19 protein-coding genes are annotated in these 19,946 nt (G+C 31.8%); 12 read left to right on the forward strand and 7 right to left on the reverse strand.

All coding sequences use genetic code 11. The features are described 5' to 3' along the window. The first annotated feature begins 53 nt into the window (after positions 1 to 53). The 4 genes from DK442_RS14175 to DK442_RS14190 all read left to right on the forward strand — a co-directional run bounded on the left by DK442_RS14175 (position 54) and on the right by DK442_RS14190 (position 2,916). On the forward strand, positions 54 to 629 hold the full coding sequence (locus DK442_RS14175; protein ID WP_109436554.1) for a Crp/Fnr family transcriptional regulator: 576 nt from the start codon (positions 54 to 56) through the stop codon (positions 627 to 629). A gap of 76 nt (positions 630 to 705) precedes the next feature. Further along, complete coding sequence (locus DK442_RS14180) at positions 706 to 1,380, forward strand: hypothetical protein (RefSeq protein ID WP_109436555.1); 675 nt, start codon at positions 706 to 708, stop codon at positions 1,378 to 1,380. A 169-nt stretch (positions 1,381 to 1,549) separates the two neighbouring features. Further along, the gene (locus DK442_RS14185) at positions 1,550 to 2,302 is read left to right on the forward strand and encodes a hypothetical protein (RefSeq protein WP_109436556.1); all 753 of its coding nucleotides are present in this window, start codon (positions 1,550 to 1,552) and stop codon (positions 2,300 to 2,302) included. Between the two features lie 59 nt (positions 2,303 to 2,361). Further along, on the forward strand, positions 2,362 to 2,916 hold the full coding sequence (locus tag DK442_RS14190; RefSeq protein ID WP_109436557.1) for an STM3941 family protein: 555 nt from the start codon (positions 2,362 to 2,364) through the stop codon (positions 2,914 to 2,916). Positions 2,917 to 2,989: 73 nt separating this feature from the next. On the opposite strand, the gene DK442_RS14195 is transcribed toward DK442_RS14190, so the two are convergent. After that, positions 2,990 to 3,400: a hypothetical protein gene (locus DK442_RS14195; RefSeq protein ID WP_109436558.1), complete on the reverse strand. Its 411-nt coding sequence runs from the start codon at positions 3,398 to 3,400 to the stop codon at positions 2,990 to 2,992. A gap of 173 nt (positions 3,401 to 3,573) precedes the next feature. On the opposite strand from DK442_RS14195, the gene DK442_RS14200 reads away from it, so the two are divergent. Together DK442_RS14200 and DK442_RS14205 are read left to right on the forward strand one after the other, a co-directional pair. After that, positions 3,574 to 4,203: a GyrI-like domain-containing protein gene (locus DK442_RS14200; RefSeq protein ID WP_109436559.1), complete on the forward strand. Its 630-nt coding sequence runs from the start codon at positions 3,574 to 3,576 to the stop codon at positions 4,201 to 4,203. Between the two features lie 146 nt (positions 4,204 to 4,349). Then, on the forward strand, positions 4,350 to 5,243 hold the full coding sequence (locus DK442_RS14205; RefSeq protein WP_160114188.1) for a PD40 domain-containing protein: 894 nt from the start codon (positions 4,350 to 4,352) through the stop codon (positions 5,241 to 5,243). Between the two features lie 329 nt (positions 5,244 to 5,572). Here DK442_RS14205 and DK442_RS14210 read toward each other — a convergent pair whose 3' ends face one another. Beyond that, positions 5,573 to 7,210, reverse strand: coding sequence for an ABC-F family ATP-binding cassette domain-containing protein (locus DK442_RS14210; protein ID WP_109436561.1), 1,638 nt, complete (start codon positions 7,208 to 7,210; stop codon positions 5,573 to 5,575). A 259-nt stretch (positions 7,211 to 7,469) separates the two neighbouring features. Here DK442_RS14210 and DK442_RS14215 point away from each other — a divergent pair, with 259 nt between their 5' ends. From DK442_RS14215 to DK442_RS14235, 6 genes are all read left to right on the forward strand, one after another. Then, a complete protein-coding gene (locus DK442_RS14215) occupies positions 7,470 to 10,178 on the forward strand; it encodes an ATP-binding protein (protein WP_109436562.1) in 2,709 nt (902 codons plus the stop codon). Beyond that, complete coding sequence (locus tag DK442_RS14220) at positions 10,168 to 10,812, forward strand: response regulator transcription factor (RefSeq protein ID WP_109436563.1); 645 nt, start codon at positions 10,168 to 10,170, stop codon at positions 10,810 to 10,812. The genes DK442_RS14215 and DK442_RS14220 overlap by 11 nt, the downstream gene beginning before the upstream one ends. 356 nt (positions 10,813 to 11,168) lie before the next feature. After that, positions 11,169 to 12,974 (forward strand): fibronectin type III domain-containing protein, encoded by a 1,806-nt coding sequence (locus DK442_RS14225; RefSeq protein WP_109436564.1) that lies wholly within the window; start codon positions 11,169 to 11,171, stop codon positions 12,972 to 12,974. A 206-nt stretch (positions 12,975 to 13,180) separates the two neighbouring features. Next, complete coding sequence (locus DK442_RS28240) at positions 13,181 to 13,360, forward strand: hypothetical protein (RefSeq protein ID WP_160114189.1); 180 nt, start codon at positions 13,181 to 13,183, stop codon at positions 13,358 to 13,360. Positions 13,361 to 13,510: 150 nt separating this feature from the next. Beyond that, complete coding sequence (locus DK442_RS14230) at positions 13,511 to 13,897, forward strand: LytTR family DNA-binding domain-containing protein (RefSeq protein WP_109436565.1); 387 nt, start codon at positions 13,511 to 13,513, stop codon at positions 13,895 to 13,897. Between the two features lie 306 nt (positions 13,898 to 14,203). Next, positions 14,204 to 14,926: a class I SAM-dependent methyltransferase gene (locus tag DK442_RS14235; protein ID WP_109436566.1), complete on the forward strand. Its 723-nt coding sequence runs from the start codon at positions 14,204 to 14,206 to the stop codon at positions 14,924 to 14,926. A gap of 136 nt (positions 14,927 to 15,062) precedes the next feature. On the opposite strand, the gene DK442_RS14240 is transcribed toward DK442_RS14235, so the two are convergent. The 5 genes from DK442_RS14240 to DK442_RS14260 form a co-directional block, all read right to left on the reverse strand. Next, complete coding sequence (locus DK442_RS14240) at positions 15,063 to 15,458, reverse strand: hypothetical protein (protein ID WP_109436567.1); 396 nt, start codon at positions 15,456 to 15,458, stop codon at positions 15,063 to 15,065. Positions 15,459 to 15,485: 27 nt separating this feature from the next. Next, positions 15,486 to 16,208 carry an alpha/beta hydrolase gene (locus DK442_RS14245; RefSeq protein WP_109436568.1) on the reverse strand — a complete coding sequence of 241 codons (723 nt, stop codon included), beginning with the start codon at positions 16,206 to 16,208 and terminating at the stop codon, positions 15,486 to 15,488. Positions 16,209 to 16,376: 168 nt separating this feature from the next. After that, complete coding sequence (locus DK442_RS14250) at positions 16,377 to 17,918, reverse strand: acyl-CoA carboxylase subunit beta (protein WP_109436569.1); 1,542 nt, start codon at positions 17,916 to 17,918, stop codon at positions 16,377 to 16,379. Positions 17,919 to 17,922: 4 nt separating this feature from the next. Beyond that, positions 17,923 to 19,365, reverse strand: coding sequence for an acetyl-CoA carboxylase biotin carboxylase subunit (gene accC, locus DK442_RS14255; RefSeq protein ID WP_109436570.1), 1,443 nt, complete (start codon positions 19,363 to 19,365; stop codon positions 17,923 to 17,925). Positions 19,366 to 19,414: 49 nt separating this feature from the next. Then, positions 19,415 to 19,900: a biotin/lipoyl-containing protein gene (locus DK442_RS14260; protein ID WP_109436571.1), complete on the reverse strand. Its 486-nt coding sequence runs from the start codon at positions 19,898 to 19,900 to the stop codon at positions 19,415 to 19,417. Between the last annotated feature and the right edge of the window lie 46 nt (positions 19,901 to 19,946).

Below are 19,946 nucleotides of genomic sequence, written 5' to 3' on the forward strand. Positions count from 1 at the left end.
TAAAATGTAGTATTATTTACATTATATACAAACCGTTAATTGTTATATATTAAATGAATACCAGAGATCTACTCATAAAATTTATACTTAGTATAGTTCCTATAGCAAGGAACGAGGCTCAGGAAATTGCTAATACCTTTCATCCAATTAAATTGAAAAAAGGAGAGTTTCTTCTTCGAGAGAATCAAACAAATGATGACTATTTTTATTTGGAAAAAGGATTGATGCGTACTTTTTTATTTGATTTAGAAGGGAATGAAATAACAACTGATTTTTTCACGGAAGATAATATTGTATTCGAAGTTACTTCTTTTTTTAATCGTGTACGTTCTGAAGCCAATATCCATGCAATTACCGACTGCTATGGTTTTTCTATATCTTATGAAGAATTAAATACTCTTTTTCATGACAAACCGGCCTTTAGGGATTTTGGGCGTGCCATTTTAGTTAAAGAATTTATGGCTTCAAAAAAACGCAATTATGGAATGATTAATCGGACAGCAGAAGAGCGCTATCAAAATTTGTTAACTGCAAAACCACAAATTTTACAATATTCTCCGCTGAAATATATTGCATCCTATCTAGGAGTTACAGATAGTACATTAAGCAGATTAAGAAAAAAAATATAATCGTTCCATTTCTTGCCTTTTGTCAAGTAATATGTATTGATTTCATCAGAAATTTACATTTATAAATACATAACAAATGGCAGATATATCAAATTTTATAATAATAGGTTTTGTTTTAACAACAGTAATTACTTTATGGAGCTTTTTTAAAGCTTCCAAAAATAAAAAAATAATTATAGGAATTATTTTGTGGATGGTCGTTCTGAGCATTCTGGGAATATCAGGGTTTTATAAAAACGCGAATGCAATTCCTCCTCGATTACTATTTTTATTAGGACCAGGTATTTTTTTCGTACTGATCGTTTTTTTTACTCGTAAAGGGAGAAGGTTTTCTGATAATCTTAATTTAAAATGGCTTACATTATTACATACGATAAGAATTCCGGTAGAGATTATTCTTTTCTACATTTTTGTAGAAGGATTAATACCTGATCTCATGACATTTGAAGGATTAAATTTTGATATTCTTTCAGGGATTTCTGCTCCGATTATATATTATTTGGTTTTTATAAAAAAATGGATGGGTAACAAAGGACTTTTGATTTGGAATTTTATCTGTTTAGGGTTACTCATAAACATTCTAACGATAGCAGTGTTAAGTGCCCAAACTCCTTTACAAATGATGGCATTTGACCAACCAAATATAGGAGTAACTTACTTCCCTTTTATATGGCTTCCAGCAGTAATTGTACCTATTGTTTTGTTTTCTCATTTGGCAAGCATAAGGCAATTGTTATCTTCAAGAAAATAAAAGAAGGTTAGGGAGTATAGTTTTAGATTTGAAGGTTTATGCTAAGCTTTTATTCGTCTACCCAGTATATAAAACAAAATATTTATATTTGACTTAGTATCGATTTTAAACATATTGTTGATCTATCATTTTGTTTTTCAGGTATTTCTAAAACTGTAATAAAAAAAACATGAGAAAAATAATGTATTTGACTGCAGTTAGTCTGATCTTCTTTTCATGTAAGAGTGAAAAACCTGTTGAAGATGACAAACTAAATAAAGAAATTGAAGTAGTTAATGATAGTCTATCTGATGATGTACAAAAGAACCTTCAAAAACCTGAGGTTACTAATGAACCGATAGTAAAAGATACTATACCAACCCATGTTTTTAAATCAGGAGAAACTTTGTGGTATTTATGCAGGACATATTATGGAAACAGACATTATTCTTCGATTTTGTCAATATATAATGAAATCGAAAATGTTAACGATATTAAGAATGGTACAATTTTAAAAGTACCATCAATGCATAATCTACTTAAAGATCCTAAATTGAAACTTGATCCAATAATTCGAGTAGAAATTGAAAAAGTTTTGGAAGCAAGAGAAAAGTTCATGAAACATGAAAAGACACTTGGTGAGTCAAGAAAAAATGTTGAAGGAAGGGCACCAATCAAACTATCACAAAATACCAAAGTAGATCTTCAAAGTGCTATTGATTTGATTGATGAATCGATAAGCACCCTTGCAGAAGTGAAATCTGATTCAATTAATGCACCAATAAAAATGATTGGTCAATTAAAAAGCCTTTCAGCTAACCTTACTAATTTATCTAAAGGAAATCATGATGGGCCTTACCAATATGATTTGGATATGGTGCATCAAAGATTAGTTCACGCTATAAGAAATGCAATAACTTGGGCACAAAACAATTATCAATGAATAATTCTTGACAAAATATAAATAAGCCAATTCTCTTTTACCATATTTATTTTTAGCATATGAAAGATAAAATCGAAATAGAATTAAGTAAGAAAAAAATATTTCTATTATTAATTGGAGCATTAGTATTTGTAATATTAGGGGTGTTGTTCATAATGAGTCCTGGTTTGTTTGCGTCAGGATTTTTTCGTAATTCAGAAATTGTTAGAATTATTGGGATTGTAGCTGTTGGATTTTTTGGACTTTGTTTGGGATTTGCTGTTAAAAAACTTTTTGATAATAAAATGGGTTTGATAATTGACCAAAATGGAATCACAGACCATACCAATGCAACAAGTGTCGGGTTAATAGAGTGGAACGATATCACAGGAATTGAGACTGTACAAATTGCTTCGACCAAAATTTTAATGTTACTAACAGATCAACCAGATAAATATATTGAACGTGGAAAAAATATGCTGTCTAAACGAGCATTGAAAGCCAATCATAAAATGTATGGCTCTCCATTATCAATAACATCCAATTCTTTAAAAATAAAGTATGATGATTTAGAAAAATTGATTAGTAGTGAACTTAAAAAACGAAAAAAAATAGAAGATCACAATAATATCTGATATGGTATTAAAAAAGGATACTTGAATCTTTATGTTCAAATACCCTTTTTTAGTGTAGATTTATTTTGTTGCATTAATCCGTATATGAATAGTCTCTACAATTGGTAATATTAATAGGTTTTGACTTAACACAATTACCATTATATGATACATCTACGGTCCCAATAGTATTATAATGCTGTACCTGTCCTTCTGGTCTTCTAAGTTTTACTTTACATGAGTATCTGCTTGTACTTACAATTTCTATTTCACTAGTGCTGATTTCCCATGTAGGAAATCCACTAATTTGACCTACATTAGTAAGCCAAACATTATATTCAATAGGATCGCCATGTCGATCAAATCCACATAGACCTACAACCCCATTAAGTTCTCCTGGGCACGAAGATTTAAGTGAACTGTTTTTTTCTTCTGGGGTACTATTTTCTTCTACACTACAGGATAACATCAAGGTGATTACGAATAAGGAAATAATTTTTCTCATAATATTTAGGTTTTAAGTTACTTTAAAAATACAATGAGACGAATAGAGGAATGATAAACCAAAATTATCTTATGATCAAATAATTGTTAGTTTTGAGAAGGAAATTTATATACTTGACATAGGGTTGTCATACTTACTCTTTACCTTTATTTTTTATTATAAAACAATTCGTTATGAAACAGGAATGGAGAAAAAGGGAAAAAATAGTCTACCTCCCTAAAAATGAACCTGAAGTTATTGATATCCCCGAATTTAAATTTCTAACTATTAAAGGAGAAGGAAATCCTAATAGTGATATTTTTTCAGAATATATTAGTGTTTTATATTCTTTGTCGTATGCCATTAAAATGAATCTAAAAAAAGAACCCGAAATCAATGGATATGTAGATTATACAGTATATCCCCTTGAAGGCGTCTGGGATATTAATGAGGAGGCAAAGAAAACTTATGATGGTACATTAGATAAGAATGATTTGATTTTTACATTGATGATTAGGCAGCCTGATTTTGTTGAAGAAGAATTTGTACAAAAAATGATGATACAAACAAAAAACAAAAAACCTCATCGATTATTTGACCATATAAAATTTGAGTGTATAAAGGAGGGGAAATGTATACAAATGATGCATATAGGGAGTTATGATAATGAACATAAAAGCTTTAGAATCATGGAGACTTTTGCTCAAAAGAAAGGTCTTACAAGACTTTCTAAAGTACATCGAGAAATTTACTTAACAGATTTTAGAAGAGTTGCCGCAGAAAAATTAAAAACGGTATTACGTTTTAAAGTAGCATTTTTATAGCTGATTATTTTGTTTTACTCTTGGTGACATATGATATATTGGTCCATAGATTTAGGTGATTTGTTATATGATTTTGGATGTAAGTGGTTGAAAAATAAGGTATAAGATTTTATTTTTGTATATCAATCATCACATTTCACATGGTCATGAAAAAAAAAGCATCTTGTATTCTTATCATTTGTTGTTTTATGTTTTTCAGCTATAATATATGTGCCCAACAACAACCCCAAATTAATTATTTTGATAGCGAACCACCTCCTGCAGATGCGGCAGTTCTTTTTGCAGAAGGCATAATTTCATTAAAAAATCGATGGGAAGAAAAAATTACTTTTTCTCCAGATGGGAAAGAATGTTTTTTTGGGAGACATCCTGATGGAGGAAACAATTACTTTAAACCAAAATTGATGCACTCCATATTTGAAAATGGAAAATGGTCTACTCCTAAAATTGCCAAATTCACTGATAACAAAATTATAGGTTATCCTTTATTTAGTGCAGATGGAAAAAAAATATTTATGGAACAACCTATACATAATGGAGCGATTGCTCGTATCGTCTTTTCAGAAAAAGAAAATAATACTTGGTCTGAAGTTGATTCAATAATTCCAAATATAAAAGCTAAAAAAGGTTTTGGTTTAGCTCAGCTTACTAAAAACAATACTTTTTATTTTTACGATAGGCATCTTTACAATGCATATTCTTCAAAGTTTAAAAATGGAAAGTACTCAAAACCAAAATTACTTCCGTATAGAATTAACCCTTGTGCAGAGTTTTTTATTTCACCAAATGATGACTATATCATTTTTAAGCCTTTACATTGGTCAAATCCATTTCATATAAGTTTTAAAAATGATCAAGGAAAATGGTCCTTGCCCCTTAAATTAAACCAAAGCTATTTTACTAAAAACCCTATAACTGGTTATGGGCCTTACGTTTCTCCGGATGGTAAATATTTTTTCTTTGGAAAAGATGGAGATATTTATTGGGTAAAAACAGATTTTATAGAAGTATTGAGAAAGAAATCAAAATCTAATTTATAGAATTAAAAATGAATAAAACATCTTGATATATTTTATGAGTTAAAACATAAAAAAATACTCAAAGTGATACATAGAGACTAGATCAAACACATTTTGTCGAAAAGTTAGCGATAATAAATCATAACTTCTTTATGGGGTTAATGATGAAATTTTTGTCCCATACAATAGTAAGATTTAGGCTTTTAGCGTTATTTTGAGTGTCACAATTTTAAAAAGTGGTGTCAAGATGTTTTAAAATTAGCCAACTAGAATCAAAACGTCATTACTATAGTAAGAAGATAATTTTTTTCATTGCTAACAGATTACTTCACTACAAGTGTAATGGCGTTTTATGATTTTAAATCAATTTGTTTTAAGTTTTCGATTCTATTTCTGATTAAGAATTCATCTATAGTTTCAAAATGTTCGATTACTCTTTTGTCTTTAAATTCAAATACTTTTTGGGATAATCCTTGTAAGAAATCACGATCGTGAGAAACTAATATTAGTGTGCCATCAAATGCTAAAAGAGCTTCTTTTAATACATCTTTTGATCTAATATCCAAATGGTTGGTTGGTTCATCAAGTATAAGGACATTTACAGGTTCCAGTAAAAGTTTTACCATAGCCAGTCGAGTCTTTTCTCCACCAGAAAGTACCGATACTTTTTTATCAATATCATCTCCACTAAACATAAACTGCCCTAATATATTTTTAATTTGTGTTCTGATATCTCCTTGAGCCACTTCATCTACTGTTTGAAAAACAGTAAGACCAGGATCTAGCAGTGAAGCTTGATTTTGAGCAAAATATCCAACTTTGGCATTATGACCTAAAGCACATTCTCCTTCAAAATCTATTTCACCCATTATGGCTTTGATCATAGTTGATTTTCCTTCACCATTACGACCTACAAAAGACACTTTTTCTCCTCTGGATATTGATAGGTCTGCATCTTTAAATACAATATGTTCTCCGTAGCTTTTTGATAAACCTTTTGCCAGAACAGGATAATCTCCTGATCTCATTGAAGGAGGGAAACGTAATTTTAAAGCAGAATTGTCAATTTCATCAATCTCTATAATTTGCAATTTTTCAAGCATGCGCTCTCGCGAATTGACTTGATTAGTTTTAGAGTAAGTGCCTTTAAATCGTTCTATAAAATCTTTAGTGTCGGCAATAAATTTTTGTTGTTCCTGATACGCTTTAATTTGATGTGCTCGTCGATCTTCTCGTAATTGAAGATAGTGTGAGTAGTTGGCCTTGTAATCATAGATCCTACCCATAGTAACTTCGATCGTACGATTAGTGATATTATCTATAAAAGCCTTATCATGTGAAATTACAATCACTGCTTTTGCTTTATTAATCAAGAAATCTTCAAGCCAGATTACAGATTCAATATCAACATGATTAGTAGGTTCGTCAAGGAGGATTAAATCTGGTTTTTGCAATAAGATTTTAGCAAGTTCGATGCGCATACGCCAACCACCACTAAACTCGCTGGTGGGTCTTGTGAAATCTTCTCTTTTAAACCCTAAACCTTGTAGGGCTTTTTCGATTTCTGCGTCATAATTTACTTCTTCTATAGCATAGAATTTTTCGCCTAGGTCAGTTACCTTTTGGATAATATTCATATACTCTTCTGATTCATAATCGGTTCGAGTCTCGAGTGCAGTATTAAGTTGATCCATCTCTTGTTGCATCGCAGCGATATGTCCAAAAGCTTTAGACGCTTCTTCGAATACAGTACAGTTGTCATCGGTTAAAAGATGTTGAGGTAGATAGGCAATAACAGCTTCTTTTGGATATCGTATATTCCCTTTGGTAGCATTTTGTACTCCGGCAATGATCTTCATCATAGTAGATTTACCAGCACCATTTTTACCCATGAGAGCAATCTTATCATTTTCATTAATGACAAAAGAAACATTGTTAAACAAGGTTGCACCACTAAACTCTACAGCGATATTATCTACAGAAATCATATCATTTTCTTTAAAGATGCAAAACTAAAAAAAAGCGAGTGATGACAAAGGAAATATTTGGGTTTTAGTGTTTGAGAGTTGATACTATACATTAACCCATTATCCATGCAGGATACATTTTTTTTTGAAGAAATAGTAATACAAAATAAAATATAATGGCTATTATAAATCTCACCCTATTTATAGGGTATTAGACAGAATTTTTTTGTTGTAATTTTATGACAATATTTCCTCTATTAAAAAATCGGATATCAAGAATATGACTAAGAAGATAATATATGTACTTTTTATTCTTTGCAATGTTTGCTTTAGTCAGGTAAAACCCACCGATGAGGATAGAAAACTCATTAATCAGCATATTGATTATGTGAATCATTGTAATGAATACCTTTTAGAAGTAATTGAAGAGTTAGATGAATTGAATGGGTATATTAAGACAAACGCAGATAATTATATTGAAGGACATATAGATAATGATGATCTGATTGAAATAAAAAATGCTCATGAACCTTTACCAATAATAAATAGATATGAAAAATGGGATTGGTCTCCGGGAAAACTACAACAAGAATTTATACAATTAGGTGAATTTAGAAAAAAGAACCCTTCAGAAGTTAGTAGGATATTAAAAGAAGTAATCAATACATATCAGAGTAAGTTTAATGAATTAAAAGATTTAGAAAACCAATTAGTTAAATTATCAAATAATAAAATGTTGTTTTTTGAGTCTTTAACATTCGAAAACTCCTATGGCTTACTAACAAAATACGAATTAAAGTACAAAGAGCTGATTCTAATAAATTACCAATTTAGACAAACAACACAAAAAATATTCGGAGAAGAAGAATTGCCAATAGTTTTACAACTAACTAAAGATATTATATCCTCAGCTCAAGGTATGATTCATTCAGTACGTAAAAAAGATAAGAAACAGCTTCAAAAGTTTATAAACATCTATAAAAAAAGTATAAGAACTCATAATACATTTAAAGATAAGCAATATGAGGAATTAGAAGTTTTTTTTGAAGAGCATCATCTTGGTGTAAAACTTCGCTGCAACAATATAAAAAGTTGGAGTGATGATATTATTAATCAATCAATAAATTATCTTAAAGAAAAACATGAACCAATAACAAAAATGGGGGGTATTGATTGTGAGGGGTATAAAGGATTAGGGTATGAGATAAGAATGATAGATAGGTTTAATAGCATTTTATTAAGAAAATATAATGATTTTAATCCTAAGGTCCCTATGTTGCACATTGTTAAAGAATTAACGCCTTTTAGAGTATGTTTTCCAACGGCTATACCAGAAGAAGAATATGCTGCTGTAATGCGATGGGATGAAGATGGTTTGCATATTAAAGGAAATGTCTTTATTAATGGAAAAAAGGTAACCAGTAGAGAAAATCTTCCAACCAAGATAACCAGTAGAGAAGATCTTGTAACCAAACAAAAAGGGACTACACCAAAAAAAGAAGTCACTAATAACCTAGTGGTGCTTATAGATTTATCTACATCAAAAAAAGAAAAAAGAAAGTTAGATAAGCTAAAAAGTACTGTAATTGGTCTCATTGAAACATTACAACCAGAAGATCAACTCACCATAGTTACCTATACCGCTATAGCAGTAAATAAAATAATAAAAACAGGTACAGATTATGATAAAAAAACACTAAGACAGATAATTTCTGGGTTAACGTTTACTACAAATACTAATAAAAAAACAAGTGCAAAATCAGGGTTAATGCTTGCTTATAAGGAGAGTTTAGATAGTTTTATTGAAAAAGGGAGCAATAGGATTGTTATTTTATCTGACGGGGCTTTTGAAGCGAGTACTGAGTTTAAAAACGAAATCCAGAAACAAGTAGATAAAGGAGTTTATCTATCAACACTACACTACACCACAAAAAAACAACCAGGAACCAATACACTTACAGATCTTGCTAAACTAGGAAAGGGAACCTACAATCCGATTATTAATGAGGGTGATGTGTTAGAAACATTAAAAAATGAAGTACTATCGCTAAAACAGACACAATTGCTCAAGGAAAATGAAATATTATCCCTTAGAAAAGAACAGTTGGTTAAAGAAAATGAGATATTATCGCTTAGAAAAGAACAATCGCTTAAAGAAAATGAAATAGCCCGGCAACGTGCTGTAAAGAAAACAATCTTAATCGCATTTATCATCATTTTGATCCCCATCATTGTTTTACTATATGTATACTTCCAAAAACTAAGAGCACAACATAAACTACGTGATAAGCAAGAAGAGATAAATCAACAAAAAGTAACTTCTCTAATCAAAAATCAAGAATTAAAACTGATCAAAGCTTCTATAACAGGAGAGCATAAAGAACGTGAACGTATTGCACAAGAACTTCATGATAGTATTGGAGGGAATTTATCTAGTATAAAGTTACAACTTGCAAATTTTAACGAAGGCACTTTTAATTATGATAAAATTGTAAATCAAATAGATGAGACTTATGAACTGGCAAGAGATATGTCTCATAACTTAATTCCAAAAAAGTTTGTTCAGAACCCATTTACTAATCTTATTGAGGAATATGTAGAGAATCTCAATAGTACCAGGAATCATCATATAATTTGTGACTTATATCCTGTTGAAGAATTAAATATGATAAATGAAAATCTACAGGTAGAAATTTTTAAAATTATACAGGAATTACTTACTAATACGATTAAACATGCCAATGCAGATAAAATTACGATTCAACTTAACCACTTCGAAGATGCAATTAAGTTGTTGTTTGAAGATGATGGGGTGGGGTTTGTAGTTTCAAAAAACAGATTTGGTATTGGATTAACCAATATAAAAAATAGACTAAAGAAATTGGCAGGAGAGATGCATATCGATTCTACACCAAAAAGAGGAACTATAGTAAATATTGATATTCCTATAGTTATACCAACATTAAATAATACACACGATGAAATATAACTTGATTATTGCAGATGATCATAGTATGTTCTTAGATGGTTTACTTAGTATTTTCAATGAACATGAAAAGTATACAATCTTATTTACTGCAAAAAATGGAGAAAATATTATTAAATACCTAGATATCAATCCTCCTAAATCGGTTGATCTGGTGATTAGTGACTTGAGTATGCCTTCTATGGATGGTATTACCCTAAATAAACTTATAAAAGAAAAGCATCCCGAGGTAAAAACCTTAATCGTTAGTATGCATGCAGATGTCTCCAAGATAGGAACACTTATAAATGATCATGTAGATGGGTATATACCAAAAAATGCTAAGAAAGAAGAACTATTAACTGCTATAGACACAATTCTAAATGGTTCGAGTTTTTTTTCTGATACCATCAAAAATATATATCAAGATTTCTTGTTCAACAGTAATAAAATAAAAGAAAAACAAGTGATGCTTACTCCGCGCGAAAAAGAAGTCCTAAAACTTATTGCCAAAGAACATACTTCTCAGGAGATTGCTGATATACTTATGCTAAGCAAATATACTATAGAAAGCTATCGCAAAACATTACTAGGTAAATTGGGAGTGCGTAACATCGCAGGGCTTACAAGATATGCTATAGAATCTGGATTAACTTGATATACTTATGTTAGTCTACCTCTGTTTTTTACAAGTTGTATTCCTTTAGATTTAGGTTTAACGTATTCTATGTTAAACAGAATTATCAGTATTTCTGCAATTCTTATATCTTCAATTATATATTAATACATAGGAACATATACTAGCTATTGAGCACCCGGTTTCAACTCATTAATAGGTTAAATTAGGTTTCATTACCCGATAAATAGGGTAGTGATTTTCGCCAAAAGTAGGGAAGTCAACGTCATGTTAACTTGATAATTTTGAGTATTACTAAAAAAAACTAATTCTTATTGAAATAGTGATAACCAAATGAATATCCCTAATATCAAATTAAACCTTTAAACCTATTCACTATGAAACAAATACATCTTTTTCTATCATTTTTTTTTCTAGCATTAGTAATAAGTTGTTCTAAAGATGATGAAACTATAAATGAACCATTAGAACTTGAACAAGAATTAAATAATTTACCTATTGCTCCAGAGAATATATCTCATACTATTATAGCTTTGAATTGGGAAGCAGTTAAAGCTGATAATAATGCCAAGGTTACATATGATATCTATCTGGAAGGAGTAAAAATTAAAGAGGATAATGAAGATACAGATTTTACCTTAACAGGATTAGAAAGTGATACTGATTATACAGGAGAAATTATAGCAAATAGTAGCAGCGAAAAATCAAAAAGTAAAACAAGTAAAGTAAGATTAGATAAAATACCTTTTTCTGCTAAAACTAAAAAATATAAAAATGCTAATGCTCCAGAGCCAAGTGATTTTTTGATTGAAGTAACCAATATAACATTAGTAAGTGCTACACTGCAATGGGAAGCGGCTACAATAACTGATAATTCAGAGATCAGGTATGATGTATATTTAGAAGGTGATAAAGTGTCAGAAAACAGTACTTCAACAAGATTTTTATTACCCTTATTAAATAGCAATACCGAATATACAGGTGAAATTATCGCCATAAGTTCTAATGAGAAAACCAAAAATATTGGTTTTTCTTTTAAGACAAAAGAAAGCAATAATTTGAGTACTGAGCCTTCAGATTTTACGGTCGATATTGAGTTTGTACGAGATGATTTTGCACGTGCACTATGGAAAAGACCAAACTTTGACAATGATGCAGAAATTCTATATGATGTTTATTTAGGAGATGAGAAAGTTTTAGAAAACAACACTGATGCTCGTCAACTTTTAAATATTCAATTACGTGATTTAAAACCCAATACTTCGTATTCTGGTAAAGTAGTCGCAAAAAATACTACTACTACTACTACTACTAAGACTGGTCATTTCTCTTTTATAACCCCTGAGACTATCACACTTTCTGATTTCACAATGAGTATTTATGATATTACTTCTAATAGTGCAAGAATTAACTGGACCTCATCTGTTGCATCAGATAATTCAGAAGTATCGTACAAACTTTTAGGAGTAATAGCATCGGACAGTAGTACAGAAACATTTTTCAAGGCGAATGATTTAAGACCCTCTACGAGATACGTAATTACAATTCAAGCAACAGCAGGGAATGTTTATCAAGTAAATCAATTTATACAAAAAGAGTTTACAACGGCAGCAAGTCCCGTAGACAACCCTAACATATCTTTTCCACTATCTCATGTAGGAGGAGGTGTGATTGAATGGGTTCCTCCAATTGCTCCAGATGGTCAGGGTTTTATATATAATGTTTATGAAGGCCTTGAGTTAAAAGAAGCAAACTTACCTGGTACAACAAACATGCTTAATAACATTGTCCCCGTAGATGAGTTCGGACAATTTACTTTTGAATCTTATGGGAATTATGATATTGAAGTAGAAGCGGTTTTTTCAGATGGAAGTATAGCCATTGAAAAGTTAAATTTCAGAATAGATCCACCACCACCTTACCCCGTAGAAAACCTATCAGTAGAAAATATAACAGGCACAACCGCCACTATAAATTGGTTGCCATCCTATACTCCTAATGGGGGAACTATATATTACAATGTGTATCTAGATGGTAATCCAGTGACAAACATGTATACTTATTTCGAAACATCATATACCTTCGAAAACCTTACCCCTAATACTTTTTATAATGTGACGGTAGAGGCGGTTTCAGATGGAGGTTCGAGTGATCCTGTAGATATTTCATTTAGTACATTATAAGCAGTTATAACTTTTGATTTAAATTGATGTATCGAACTAGGGTTTAGATAATAGTTATACCTATGAAGACTAGAGGTTTTCCTTACAATATATTACACATCTCTGCAGCTAATATTCTTTTCCCAGCATATAAAAAGTGAATCCCGGTACCCAAAGCTAGTTTCCTAGCTGCCGGGAACTATTAATCTATTACAGGGGAGAGTCATATGGTTGCCGGGAGAGGTCATTACTATACCGGGAAGTATTACTATGGTGCCGGGAGCTATCAATCTATTGCCGGGGAGAGTCATATAGCTGCAGGGAGAGGTCATTACTATGCCGGGGAGCACCAAAATACTGCCGGGATGAGTTATATCAAGGGATTGTTCCTTATAATACCTGCTTAAGAAAACCTGAATAGCAAAGTTAGGGTTGTAATACGTAAAATGATCAGTAGCTAGATCCACTCAGAGTACAATATCGAATAATTAAAGCTTAGTAATTTTAAAGAATGTAATTACCTTCGAACTCATATATAATTGGTAATATCTTTTATTATGGATGAAGAGTATTCAATATTTAGAAAATTTTCAACTTTAGAACAGGCAAAAGAACTAGAAGTTTTATTAAATGAAAATGGTATTGAAACTATTTTGGCAGATAACGTAGCTCCTGTTGATATTACCTTTTCGGGAAGTACATTGAATAATGAAATATATACTATCAATAAACGTTGTTTTTTACACGACAAAAATTTAGAAAAGCTAACAAAAAAACTTCCAGATAGTTTTGTTAAAGTTCATCGTTCATATATTGTTGAAAAATTTAAAATCAGTAAAGTTATTAAACATGGTGAGGGAAAATATAGTTTAAAACTAATAAGTGGTGAAATAGTATCATTAAGTCGTACAATGTATAAGGAATTCTTCCAGAATAATTATTGAAAATAAAAATCAAGATGTGTATAGCTAATTCCTCCTTCTATGCATACCTGGAAAACTCTATGGATTTCCCTCTGTTTCCTTTTCATACCATAACAACTTTTTATACACAAAGCCTTAGTGACTATTAAGCAGAAAAAACAAGTGGAATAGAATTCAATTCACTATTAAGAAAAATAATTTCACTGAAAAAAGGGAGAAAATATTCATTTAAGCTATTTACATTTGCTTTAACATTATTACATAATTTTGAAACCTCTTTCAAAAATGAAATAAGATAATGTTTACATTAAAAGATTGCTAAATATAATGAATAACCAATATGATCCAGAATATATAAAAACGCTATTCAATAAAATGAGTGGTTCATATGAAAGAGTAAATTATATTACTTCTTTTGGGTTTTCACTACGATGGAGAAAGCAATTTCTTGATCCTATCAAACCTTCTGATCAGGAACTCGAAGTTATTGATTTAATGACAGGTATGGGAGAAACATGGCATCCCGTAAAAAGACATTTTCCTAATGGAAACTTTACGGCGTTAGATTTTTCTGAAGGTATGTTACGCCAGGCACATAAGAAAAATTCCTCTCAATTTAATGATAGTGTCAATGTAACAAACCAGAACGCCTTGCAGAATAACCTCCCGTCAGATCATTTTGATGTGGTACTTTCTGCTTTCGGGCTTAAAACATTTAGCGACGAACAAATCGTAAAACTTGCAGAGGAAACAAAACGGATTTTAAAGGCAGGAGGAGAGTTTTCATTTATAGAGGTTTCTCAACCAAAAAGTTTATTCTTGAGGGGGTTATACAAATTACATTTAAAATATATTGTACCTATTTGCGGTAGATTACTTATAGGTAATCCGAGAGAATATAAAATGCTTTGGAAGTACACCGAAGTGTACGAAAACTCATTATCAGTTGCCGAAATATTTAAATCAGAAGGTTTAGATGTTACATTTCATAGTTATTTTGGAGGCTGTGCTACGGGAATTAGCGGTAGAAAAGAAGTTAGCGCCGAATAATGTAGATAAGTGTGATAAAACACCTCTAGCTAGTATATACCAACTAATTTTACAATGTTTTTATTTTTTTCGTTTTCGTTATCATAAAAAAAAGAATGATTATCCCAGTATTTTTTGACATCTTTTGTTGGTACTACTATCGTGCTAGAAGAAGAAAACATCCCATTCTCTTGTTCGAGTCTTTTGACTTCTCTGATATGGCTTGAATTAATTTTCCTGTAAAAGGAAAAATATATTCTGGGATCAAGAAAGTAATAGCATCTTTGGATACTTTATTAACCTTTAATATTTCCAAAGCAGGCGGGTATAAGCTGATCTTGTTTTTAGGCACACCATATTTTGTATAGTTGAAGTGTTTAAATACATAATATTGTCCAGACTCTGGATTTTCATACATTGCCTTATTATCAAAATATATAAAAGCATTTGTATATATAGGTATACCAAAAAGAAATACAACAAACAGAAGCATAAACACAAGTCTTTTACGTTTCCTTTTGTCATTCTTTAAAGCGGTTATAAAATCATTCATACCCTTGAGAATTGGATTGTAGAATAATTATATAGTCTCTAAAAATGATTTTACAGCCTGCCAATACTCATCATGATCAGAAAACTTCGCCCAAAGTGCTCTAGATCCATGATTTCCTTTTGTTTTTGGAAGAAAAAAATGTTTTTTGGTAGATGGTATTGCATCATAAATAGTTGACCAACTCTTTTTTTCATTTTGAGCAGAGGTAATAAATACAGGTATTTTTATATGGCTGGCACTTTTAGTAATAAATTTTTTATCTTCAAAATATTCTCCTGGAGAAAATGAAAGTACACCATTAATTCCATCTGGATATTCACCTACATATTTAAGCACTAATGAAGAAGAGTATGAGCTACCCCAAATCACAAGTTTTTTAGGATGATATGTTTCTTTAACATAAGCTATTGAAGCTTCTAAATCTTGAAAGGCATCAACAAACTCTGTTTTTTTACCTTTCTTTTTGGCCATAGCATTAGTTTCATTTTGTACTCCGTTAACAGCCCCACCAGATCGTTGATCTACTGCTAGACAGTTATAGCCTAGTGCATTAAGTTTTGGAGCAATTTCTTTATATTCTCCACGACTCCAACCTGCCTGGTGAAAAAGAATAATAAATTGATCACTACCGTTTGCTTTATAGAAATCAGCAGTAATGTTGATTCCATCGGTAGCTTTATAGGTTATAGTTTGTTGGCTATATGTATAGCATACAAAAAACATCAAAAAAAGAGTACATATATGTTTCATGAATAAAATGACTTTTCAGTTAAAAATAAGAATCTAAAATACTAAATAATGTATTTGATACATACTATTCTTTTGTTATAATTTTGGATTTAAAAAATAGAGTCGATAACACAGTTAATATCTGAATTTTTCGACTCTACTTTTAATACTGTTATATATAATCACAAATTACAAAGGGATATTGCCGTGTTTGCGATCGGGACGAACAACTACTTTATTTTCGAGCATGCTAAATCCTTTGATTAGTTTTCGACGAGTGTCTTTTGGAAGAATTACTTCATCGATAAAACCACGTTGTGCGGCGCGATAAGGATTTGCAAATTTATCGGCATATTCAGCTTCTTTTTCGGCAAGTTTGGCTGCTGGATCATCTGCAGCACCAATCTCTCTTCTAAAGATAATTTCACTAGCACCTTTTGCACCCATCACGGCAATTTCTGCCGATGGCCAGGCAAAGTTAAGATCAGCACCTATATGCTTTGAGTTCATTACATCATATGCTCCGCCATAAGCTTTGCGTGTGATTACAGTTACTTTAGGTACAGTGGCTTCACTTAATGCATATAATAACTTTGCTCCATGCACAATGATACCGTTCCATTCTTGATCGGTTCCCGGTAAGAATCCTGGAACATCGACCAAAACCAATAACGGAATATTAAAGCAATCGCAAAACCTGGTAAAACGTGCTGCTTTTTTAGAGCTGTTCACATCCAAAACTCCAGCCAAAAATAAAGGTTGATTCGCTACAACACCAAGACTTCTTCCTCCAATTCTGGCAAACCCTACAATGATATTTTCAGCATAGTCTTTATGGATTTCATAAAAAGAATCGGCATCAATAATCCCTTCAATAACCTCATGCATATCATAAGGTTTATTAGGATTATCAGGCACAATAGTAGAGAGATTGTCTCTTACTTCATCGGTTAGCGTATAGGCTAGTTTTTTAGGTTGTTCTTTATTACTTTGTGGGAGATAACTCAACAGTTTCTTAACATCTTCGAGGCATTCTATGTCATTAGCAGAAGTAATATGAGCAACTCCTGATTTTGTAGAATGTGTACTGGCTCCTCCTAATTCTTCTGAGGTAACTTCTTCATTAGTAACGGTCTTTACTACGTTTGGACCAGTGACAAACATATAACTTGTATCTTCAACCATCATTGTAAAATCGGTCATAGCTGGAGAGTATACGGCTCCTCCGGCACAAGGTCCCATAATAGCAGAAATTTGTGGAATCACTCCAGATGCCTGTACATTTTTGAAAAAGATATCGGCATAACCTCCCAGAGATCGTACTCCTTCTTGAATTCGAGCCCCACCAGAATCATTAAGTCCGATAATAGGGGCTCCCGTTTTTACGGCCATATCCATTACTTTACAAATTTTCTCGGCATGTGTTTCTGATAATGCACCTCCAAAAACAGTAAAATCCTGTGCAAAAATATAGATTAAGCGTCCGTTTACCGTCCCGTATCCAGTAACAACACCATCTCCATAATAAATTTCTTTTTCCATACCAAAATCTGTAGTACGGTGTGTTACCAAAATACCAATTTCTTCGAAAGAACCTTCATCAAGAAGATATTCGACCCGTTCGCGAGCGGTTAATTTTTTCTTTTGATGTTGTTTTTCAATACGTTGCTCACCACCACCTAATTTTGCCTGAGCAATTTTCTCTTGTAACGTTTTTATTTTTGAGTCCATATTCTTAGTGCGTTGGTATGCGTAGTGTTTTTTGATCTTCGATATATTGTTTCATTGCAATTAAAGCAGCAATTTTAGCTTCTTCTTCAGTTGCTGATTGTAACAAATCGGGAGTATAATATTTTTTCACAAAATGTGTGTCAAAGTTACCCGAGCGGAAGGCTTCGTGTTCACATACAAATTTTCCAAAAGGTAATGTGGTTTGTACGCCTTCTACGACATAATTATCAATCGCTTTGATCATTAATTGAATAGCTTCTTCCCGGGTTTTTCCGTAAGTGATGAGTTTTGATAACATCGGATCATAATAAATAGGGATATCCATTCCTTCTTCGAAACCATTATCTACACGAATTCCTTCTCCGACAGGTAATATATATTTATCTAAATGTCCAACACTAGGTAAGAAATCATTTAAAGGGTCTTCGGCATATACTCTTAATTCCAAGGCATGTCCGGTGATACTTAAATCTTCTTGTTGTAATTCTAGTTGTTCTCCTCGTGCTATTTTTATTTGTAATTCTACAAGATCTGTTCCTGTAATGAGTTCTGTAACCGGATGTTCTACTTGTAGTCTTGTATTCATCTCAAGAAAATAGAAGTTATGGTTTTCATCCAAAAGGAATTCAACAGTTCCTGCACCAAGATAGTCACAGGCTTTAGCTACTTTTACAGCGGCTTCTCCCATTTTAGAACGTAGTTCTGGAGAAAGTACAGCAGAAGGAGCTTCCTCCACTACTTTTTGATGTCGGCGTTGTACACTACATTCTCTTTCGAAAAGATGAAGAACATTACCATGACTATCAGCGATCACTTGAATTTCTATATGTCGTGGTGAGGCTACATATTTCTCAATAAATACAGAACCATCTCCAAAAGCAGAGGTTGCTTCACTAATAGCACGGTTCATTTGTGATTCTAAATCTTTTTCTTCTTCTACGACACGCATCCCTTTTCCGCCACCTCCTGCAGAAGCTTTGATTAAGATCGGAAACCCTATTTCGTTTGCAATATTCTTTGCTTTGACAACATCGGTAATAGCTTCATCTATACCAGGGACCATTGGGATATCATAAGCTTTAACAGCATCTTTTGCTGCTAACTTACTACCCATTACTTTTATGGCTTTAGATTTTGGACCAATAAAGATGATATTGTTTTTTTCAACTTCTTCTGCAAAATCTGCATTTTCACTCAAGAATCCATATCCGGGATGTATGGCATCAACATTCAATTGTTTTGCAACTTCTATGATTTTTGATCCCAAAAGATAAGATTGGTTAGAAGGTGCTTCTCCTATACATACTGCTTCATCTGCAAACTTTACATGAGGCGCATTTCTATCGATCGTAGAATATACAGCAACGGTTTTGATTCCCATTTTACGAGCGGTTGTCATTACTCTTATTGCTATTTCACCTCGGTTTGCTACTAATATTTTTTTCATACTGAAAAATGATTAGAACGTGCTGTTCTTTTTAATGCCTGTTGAAGGCTTATTCAAATTCGATTAATAATTGTCCTTTATCTACGGCATCACCTTTATCTGATGAAATAGATTTGATGACACCATCTCTGGGAGATAGAATAACATTTTCCATTTTCATGGCTTCCAAAATAAGAAGAGGATCATCTTCTTTTACCTCCTGTCCAACAGAAACCTGAATGTCTAATAATAAACCAGGCATTGGTGCTTTAATACTATTGACTTGTTTTGCGGAGCCAATAGAGAAGCCCATTGCTGCGATTTGCATATCCAATTCATTAGCAATATTGACCTGATAGGTAGTATTGTTAACTTTTACGGTGTATGACTTTGTATTAAAATCAGATGATACAACTTCTGTATGGTATGATTTGTTATTTTGTAGTAAATGATAAGAAGAACTTGAGTTTTTTATAGTATTTATTGTTGAAATATCTTGGTCGGTAAGATCAAACTCAAAGATCTTATTTACACCAGCCTTGTATATATTGCTCATAAGTATGACTATTTGATTCGCAAGATAAATATAGATATTATATTTA

The organism is Aquimarina sp. AU119 (assembly GCF_900312735.1).
GTDB lineage: Bacteria > Bacteroidota > Bacteroidia > Flavobacteriales > Flavobacteriaceae > Aquimarina > Aquimarina algiphila.